This is a genomic window from Acetobacterium sp. K1/6, assembly GCF_034438075.1.
GTDB lineage: Bacteria > Bacillota > Clostridia > Eubacteriales > Eubacteriaceae > Acetobacterium > Acetobacterium carbinolicum.
Genome location: NZ_JAXQGA010000039.1, coordinates 1 through 7,747, shown reverse-complemented (window position 1 = coordinate 7,747; position 7,747 = coordinate 1). Strand labels below are relative to the sequence as shown.

At 30.6% G+C, this 7,747-nt stretch carries 6 protein-coding genes; all 6 read right to left on the bottom strand.

Annotated features, from left to right (window positions below):
- Positions 1 to 447: 447 nt before the first annotated feature.
- The 6 genes from U2P91_RS17365 to U2P91_RS17340 all read right to left on the bottom strand — a co-directional run bounded on the left by U2P91_RS17365 (position 448) and on the right by U2P91_RS17340 (position 7,066).
- Complete coding sequence (locus tag U2P91_RS17365; RefSeq protein WP_322520079.1) at positions 448 to 960, bottom strand: Mov34/MPN/PAD-1 family protein; 513 nt, start codon at positions 958 to 960, stop codon at positions 448 to 450.
- Entirely contained in the window at positions 938 to 2,758 is a 1,821-nt protein-coding gene (locus U2P91_RS17360; RefSeq protein ID WP_111889632.1) for a ThiF family adenylyltransferase, read from the bottom strand. Before U2P91_RS17360 ends, U2P91_RS17365 begins: the two co-directional genes overlap by 23 nt.
- Entirely contained in the window at positions 2,759 to 3,859 is a 1,101-nt protein-coding gene (locus U2P91_RS17355) for an SMODS domain-containing nucleotidyltransferase (RefSeq protein WP_111889631.1), read from the bottom strand.
- 13 nt (positions 3,860 to 3,872) lie between these two features.
- A complete protein-coding gene (locus U2P91_RS17350; RefSeq protein WP_111889630.1) occupies positions 3,873 to 5,264 on the bottom strand; it encodes an SAVED domain-containing protein in 1,392 nt (463 codons plus the stop codon).
- A gap of 87 nt (positions 5,265 to 5,351) precedes the next feature.
- Entirely contained in the window at positions 5,352 to 5,876 is a 525-nt protein-coding gene (locus U2P91_RS17345; RefSeq protein WP_111889629.1) for a hypothetical protein, read from the bottom strand.
- A complete protein-coding gene (locus U2P91_RS17340; RefSeq protein ID WP_111889628.1) occupies positions 5,873 to 7,066 on the bottom strand; it encodes an AAA family ATPase in 1,194 nt (397 codons plus the stop codon). Before U2P91_RS17340 ends, U2P91_RS17345 begins: the two co-directional genes overlap by 4 nt.
- Positions 7,067 to 7,747 lie beyond the last annotated feature (681 nt).

The window sequence follows — 7,747 nt, the reverse complement described above, 5'->3', positions numbered from 1 at the left end:
TATTGTGCATTTTCCAACTTGCAATACTATGGATTTTTGCTTTGCAACTTTCTACATTTTTATTTTACAATAAACATCCGATTGTAATTAAATGCATAATCGAATTCGCCCCTGACCCCAGATTTCTGGTTGGTTCGCAGTTCAGGTTGGCACCATCGGTGAAACGGAGTTTGCCGATCGGAATATACATTAAACACCTGTACTGAACCCACGTCTATGGAATAATATTTATTTCCAACATTCTCTAATTATTTTACACTTCACAGTAATTGAATAAAAAAAATAGCTAATTATCGCTAATTAGCTATTAATTTAGTTGTATTTAATTCATTAATGGTGGAGGCGACCCGTACCGGTTCATGGTGACAATTGATATTCAAGAATATAGGCATAGAATACTTTATATTCAAAATTAAAAGTTTGTCGGTTCATTTCTAAAGTTGTTATTTAATTATCTATATAATCCACCTCAATATGATTTAAAACAATATAACTATTCTCTGTAAAAACGCTTATAAAAATTTCCCTGCTAATACCAACACCACCAATAATCATTAATATTGGTTCAGGACATTTCAAATTTTCATCTTTTGAGAAAGCAATCATTTGGTTAATATCTAAACTACTTGGCTTTGCTGAAGCATCAGGATGATAATGCCATTCACCTAAATAATATTGACCATTTTTCCATGCATCATCAAAAATACTTTTTAATCCATTGGAACTTCTTTTAAAAAAATTTCTTTTATGAATAGATTTTTGGGGTGGTTCTGAGGTTTGCATTATATTTGCTGTTGAAAGATTTTGTGAGTAGTTTCCAATTAAAATCCCTCCTGTCTCTTTAGGATAAGATATCAAACAGTAATGGAGTATCTTTTCATAAACTGACTTTTCGAGTTTTACATAAAATCGTTGATTATTATCTTGAAAAAACATATTATCCATCTTCTCTTTTTTCAACTAACTGATACCCTTCAAAAATACCACTGTTGTCCTTTTGTTCATATACAAGTGATAAATTTTCTTTTGATTTTGAAGTAAAATAGTTTTCAATCGCTTTTACAGAAGTAGCAGCCGCCAACCAAACATCATCACTTCTTCCTGGAAATGTAGGATTCCAACAACCAATACCATTTCTCGGAAGGTTGAAATCGCTAAATAATTTTTTTTCTTTTTCTATATAAGGGAAAATCAAATCATAAAATCCAGTGAAGTCATATGAATTGCCGTTCATTAATGTCATATATAATCTTTTGGCACCTAAACCAACTGAAACAGAAACGAAAATATGCTTCTTTTTAAAATTAATATTTTGAAAAATATCTAATACATTATTTTCTCCGGTGCATTCTAAAATTATATCATATTTTTCTAAATCTGTATTTGTTTTTAAATTACTATCATTTGAAAGTAATTTTTTTATTACATCGACATTCGCATGGGGATTTAAAGAATTAAGGTACTTACATAAAGACACCTCTTTTAATCCTCCAATGTCATTTAAATTTAAAGTATGCCGTGATAAATTGCCCACTGATAATAGATCATTATCCATAATAGTAAGGTTGCTTAGACCTGATCTAACAAGTATTTCTGCAATTGATGCTCCTATACAACCACCACCTACAAGTAATATTCTCTTTCTTAGTAACTGGTCATTCATTTTTCCACGCGTCGATATTTCTTGTTGATTCCAATTTTCAGAATCTATCCAATCTATTTTATTACTTCTATTAAATACTTCACATTTATCACGTCGCCACCAACCTAAATTGTTATTTCTAAATCCATTAGCTGTTTTTTTACCTTGTGAAACAACCGGTAAATATAAAGCATTCCAAAAAATAATTTCTGGTTCTCCACCAAAATATTTTGGAATCGGAAAGCCAAGTAAAAACAAATGCCTTTTTCCATCCCTAATTTTAGAAACAACTTTTTCCAAAACACCTACAATATCAACATTTTGGTTATTACAAGCATCTATTAAGTCACCGAATGTTTCTGGTGCTTGCCACTCGTTAATTACAGGAGGTTGATTCAAAAGTACCCATGGAGCTTTGATTAAATTAGTTAAATGTGCTGCTTCAAGCTGCTTTCCCCATTTTGTATAGTGTACACTAGTTCCAACTAATGATTTAAATATTTTCACGTAATATGTAAATGGGTTGCTTTTATAAACATCAAGTTCAGCAATTCCATATTTACATTCGGTACTTTCCCATTGCATAAATGTAACAACATCTTCTGAAAAAGCAAATTGCTTATCTAATGTATTTCTCAAAGTAAACTCAGGTAATTCAAATGGCTCATTATCTGAAATCAATTGCCCTTTTGCAGCCAATTCAAGCCAAGATACTGAACGCTTTACATGATAAAGCAAACGATCATCAATACCATGTGGTTCAGATTGAAAATTATTTAAAGTATTTTTTTCAAGGCATAACGCACCCGATCGCCATAAACCATTTTTCACGATTTTTGAGTTATTCGATTGATGATTTAAAGTAACTTTAATCCCATTCTCAATATCAGGATACATTTTTAATTTTCCTTTTGGATATTCAGAACTAACAACTAAATACCATTGAGAATCTCTTAAAATATATGATATTTCTGATTCAACTGAGATATTTATGCGTAAGTACCATACTTGCATAGTTTCATCAAATTGCCAGTCAGTTAATATTTTAACCTGCGACAATGAGTCTAGAGGCCTACGAGCTTGGTTTAATTTGTTAAGGATTAAGTTTTCTTCCATCTAAGCAAATCTTCCTTCAGGAATAGATGTTGATTTTTCTACCCGGTTCGTAAAACCTCCTGAAGAACCCGAATTTGATGACTTTGGTGCGGGTGGGAATTCATTCCCGAAAATTTCCCTCCATTTACAAACGCTATCATAAAAATCGTCACAATCAAAAGCTTCACGAGCTATTATGGCTGCAGAACAAACTGTATCATAAAAATCGGAATACTCATCGACTGATATTCGACCAAAAACATCGTGTTCTGGAACTCCTCTGTCGCCTAAAAAAGGTTTCTCTTGATAATTAGAAACAATATTTTCTAATGTTAAAACGACACCTTCAGCAATACTATTTATGCCATTTGGACAACAATTACCAATAAAATGTTCTAACGGATAACTCTTGGGATGCTTTGTCTCTGGATACTGTGTTTTACGCCACCACTTTATTGCTTTAACAACATTTACATAATGAGTGTTGCAATTTTTGTTTTTCTCAACTGTCCAGTATATTTGTTCCAAAGGGTGTGTCTTGTCCCATTTTTCTGCTTCGCGATCTGGAATGAGAAGCGGTTCAGATTTCCATTCAGATTGAGCATCTGATTTACAAAATAGATTGTATTTACTTTCCAACAAAATAGATTTTGTGAGAAGTCTTTGCTGAAAATCTTCGATTGTGTAATCGGAAACAATAGCATCGTCTCGAAGAATTCCTGTTTCACTTTCGCTAGGAGCAGAAGTAGGTACTATATCTAAATCTACATAACTCAAGCTTATACCTATCGATCTACCTTGAATCCTATATTTGTCTTCATAATATTTATCTAAAAATGGAATAAATAAATTTATTGCTTCTTCAGGAGTATATTCATCAGCATCTAGTTTTGTTACAACAATTACATCAACGTCAGATTTATTACCATTTTTAGGCTTTACAGCTGTAGAACGACGATAACTACCTTGTAAAAAAGTACTAGTTACTATTTTTGATAAAGTTTCATCATTTTCTAGCCTTTTTCTTAAGACAGAATGACCAGTTTTTAAATCATTTACTTGATTGTTAGACAACCGAATATTTGCCAAAAAATCCTTAAAGTATGAAGGCACTGTGGACATAAATAATCCTCCTTTATTTTGTAAAATCTATTGATTGTGAATATGAACAAGAATCTCTTAGTTCAAAATCATATTCATACAATATACACTTACCAAAGCCAAGAGAGTTTTGACCTAAGAAAAACATAAATGCATTAGGCGCAGATGCAAAAATATGTAAAATTGCGCATCGTTCAGCAGTGTTTCTATCGGAGAGCGCGGAATAAATTGAATTTGCTAAAATAGTTGCATGAGTACCATCTTCAACCGAAATATTTGTAGCCCCAACTTTATTTAGTGTGCAATTGATAACACGTCCTATTGGTAGTTTAATGTCCTTAATATAATCCACTACATCACCGTAAATATTGCGAGTCACATTTAAGATTATTGCAGAATCGTTTCGATTTATATTCGTTTTTTCATGAGAAAATTGCCAATCAGAATATTTTCTTTCAGGAACTCTTGTAATATCCCATAAAATTGTGCCTTTAGTCGTAGTTTTTTGTACAGGAAAGATATCAATACCTGATTTATTATCTAGAACTCTTCCGGCTGCAAAGGCTACAGACGAATGTGTATCCAAAAATATTTGGTAAGCATGTTTCTTATTAGTATTATTAAGCAAAAATTCTTCCAAATTTTGATAAATATCTTCGTTCCAATTATGATTATTTTTCAATCTACGGCCATCAAATTTGTCAAGTAATGATAAACAACTTTCTGTCTCATTTTCCAATTTTTCTGCACCTCGATTAAAGCTCTTTATTCCGATAGATGTTCTTTGAATAGAATGCCCATCGGCCAAAAGAAGAATTCGTTTTTCTAATTCGTCATCAAACACTTTTCTGTCAATCCCCTTACCTTGCGTTGAGGAAATCATCTGGTCATTAACAGTAGCAGAGCTTATAAAACTTATTTGATCATAAGTCATCTTTTTATTTCGGTATGAAATATATTTGTGCAGAGAGTCTCTTACTAGTTTTTCTAAAAGATTGATTTCAAATAGAATGTTAACAATTTCTATTTGGTTTTCATCTAGAATATTTGTATCAAAGCCAGCCAACGATTTTTTTGCCTTTTCATCAATATCTTTGTCATAATACTTTTTAACTGAATTTATAAAAGTAATTGTATCTTTATCACATTGTCCAATTAGAAATAATTCATATTTTGTACTAGAAACATCTTCTATAAGCTCCAAGAGCCAAGCCTTAATATTTGATTTTGAAAAAGAATTGATCGTTGATTTTACTTGAATACTTTTAATTATTTGTTTTTCTTTTTCTAACGCTATATCTACTTTATCCTTTGAAGTTGGAAATTCTATATAGATCTTATCCCAAGCTGTTTGAGCTGTTAATGCTTCTAACACCGATGCAAAAGCCTGATATAAAAATCCTCGTGAAGCTTCTTTCCCTCCCATAATCTAATTACCTCAACTTTCATTTTAAGCAATCGACAAAATATTTACACTTTCTTCAAGAATAAATATCATCCAATATGTTCAATATTATGGAATAGTTAACAAATCATATAATGTATATTCATTATTAATGATTTTTGATATACGTTTATACTCGTGTATGCAATGAATTAATTTATTAATATCAGAAAAATATGAATATACAAAGCTATAGCTTTTAACACCTTTAAGTTTTAACTCACTTTTACAAAATTCGCTTGGTTTCATATTAGATTTTTTATATTGAAAATATTTGTTTTCATTGATTATAATTAACATTTCTATCTCTGGTGCTGTAATAATATTAATTACCGATACCTTATCTTTGTATAATGGACTCAGCGTGAATCTCTCTCTTCTTGAATCTAAAATTCTTAAGACCGTAATAGTATCATTAAAACTCTTTTGCAAATACGTTTTTTCAAATGTTCTTGCTGAGCGACACTTTATCATATTTCTTGTAAGAAGATTTTCAGAACTAAAGCATAATTTATTGTTTTCTAAAAGCAAATCCATAATTGCTTGCTCAGCCGCACCTTCACATATGCATGCTACATAACCATCAAATATCATACATCTTCCTTCAACTTTAAATCACAAAGTACTTTTTCAAAGGCCATATAAGATTCATATGAAGGTACTGTCCCCTCTAAATAACCACTTTCGTATACCTCACTTTTTTTAAGATCGCTTCTTTTCAATAGTTTTGATAGATTTTGGACATTGATACCATGATCATTTTTTATAATATAAATATTGTCATTTCTTTCAAATTCATCCAACAATTCAGGATAGTGAGTCGAAAATAATAATACTGCCCCTTTTTTATTTATTTTTTTATTCATAAAAAGTCTAATAAGTGTTGCTACAATTTCCTTATTAAAGTGATTTTCTAATTCATCTACAATCAAGTAACCACCTTCTTGTAATGAACTAATTGCACTCATGAATACATTTAGTCCCTTTATAGTTCCTGAAGATAAATATTTTTCCAATTCGAGTGGTGAATATAAAATTAATTCTTTTTTTCCCTTGAACTTTAATTTTATTTCCTTCAAATCTATTTGAGCATCATTCAGATCATCAACATTAAAACGTAAATATTCGATGCTCGAATCTAAAAAAGTTATTAATTCTTGAGGAAAATCACCTATTACTCTAATAAGATTTATATTCGTCCAATCAACTAAATCATTAAAAAATATTTTAGTATTATTTTTCTTGTTTAATGATATAACGATACTAATGTCGTTTGGTAAATATTCTTCATCACCTTTTCTTACTAGCATAGGTTCAATATCTGAAAAATCAAAAATGCTTTTTTTTGTTATTATAGTATTAATATGTTTCATCCATATATTTTCATTTTCTATTGTGTATTTTTCAATTGCCTTGTTATCAATATAATCTTTTTTGATTGTTGTATGTAATTTATATAGTTTATCAGATTTAATACTAAAATAAACTTCAAAATCAACCCGATCATCTACAGAAATCCCTTCCAAAATATCATTGCATTTTATCTTATTAATAGGTTCATTATCAATCATTTGAATAACAAATGAAATCAATTTTAAAGTAGAAGTTTTCCCAGACGCATTCACACCTATAAATGCAAGAACATTATTTTGATAGATTTTCGAAGATATTTGATGAAGCATCTCATTTTTTTCGTTTCTAACTCGTTGCAAAGTTGTAAAGTCTATATCTAAATTATCCGAAAATAATTTTAGTCCATTTGCTTTTATCTTTAATATTTTCATTTCATCACCTCTTTAATACATATATCGTGTTTTTATATTTATATTATATATTATAAAAGCTTTTATTGCAATATAATTATATGTTTAAAACATAAAGCATGTTTTAAAATACTTTTCTTCTTCAATTACTAAAAAGGGCGCAGAAGTCCCGATTTCAAAATTAATCAAAATGATCTGATTTCCGCTCAAAATAAATTGCTAACAGGTATGTTTTTCATCTATACTAGATTCTCGTTATCCTTCGTCCAAACTATAAAGGTTGCCCTTTTGTGAATCTAAAATCTCTCCCAAAGTTTTCCCCAAACCGAGATTTATTTACTTGGGTATGCGTTCTCCACCCCAATGGCGACAGGTTAAATCCAGTTCACCAAAACCACCAAATAGATGTGTTATTTAGGCTCTAACACACAGTAAAATATAATGATAAAAAGTAACGGCGGCCAAGTTGAGTATTCCGCTGATTTAGAGCCACACAATCTCCTGCACATCCCCATACTGAGTATTCCGCTGATTTAGAGCCACACAATCTCCTGCGCAGAGCCACTTAATCCGATGCGGGGAGCCACCTGTTAAAAAAATCAAATCCGCTATAGAGAGCCACTTTCGTAAGTATTAAAATGAAGCTACGGGATAACCGTGATACTTACGAAAGGAGGACATGTTAATGTCCAAAGAAAAACA

Bases quoted from the DNA above. Each gene is read 5' to 3' on its own strand.
- U2P91_RS17345 (WP_111889629.1), bottom strand. From the start codon at position 5,876: ATGATATTTGATGGTTATGTAGCATGCATATGTGAAGGTGCGGCTGAG.
- U2P91_RS17340 (WP_111889628.1), bottom strand. From the start codon at position 7,066: ATGAAAATATTAAAGATAAAAGCAAATGGACTAAAATTATTTTCGGAT.
- U2P91_RS17350 (WP_111889630.1), bottom strand. From the start codon at position 5,264: ATGGGAGGGAAAGAAGCTTCACGAGGATTTTTATATCAGGCTTTTGCA.
- U2P91_RS17355 (WP_111889631.1), bottom strand. From the start codon at position 3,859: ATGTCCACAGTGCCTTCATACTTTAAGGATTTTTTGGCAAATATTCGG.
- U2P91_RS17360 (WP_111889632.1), bottom strand. From the start codon at position 2,758: ATGGAAGAAAACTTAATCCTTAACAAATTAAACCAAGCTCGTAGGCCT.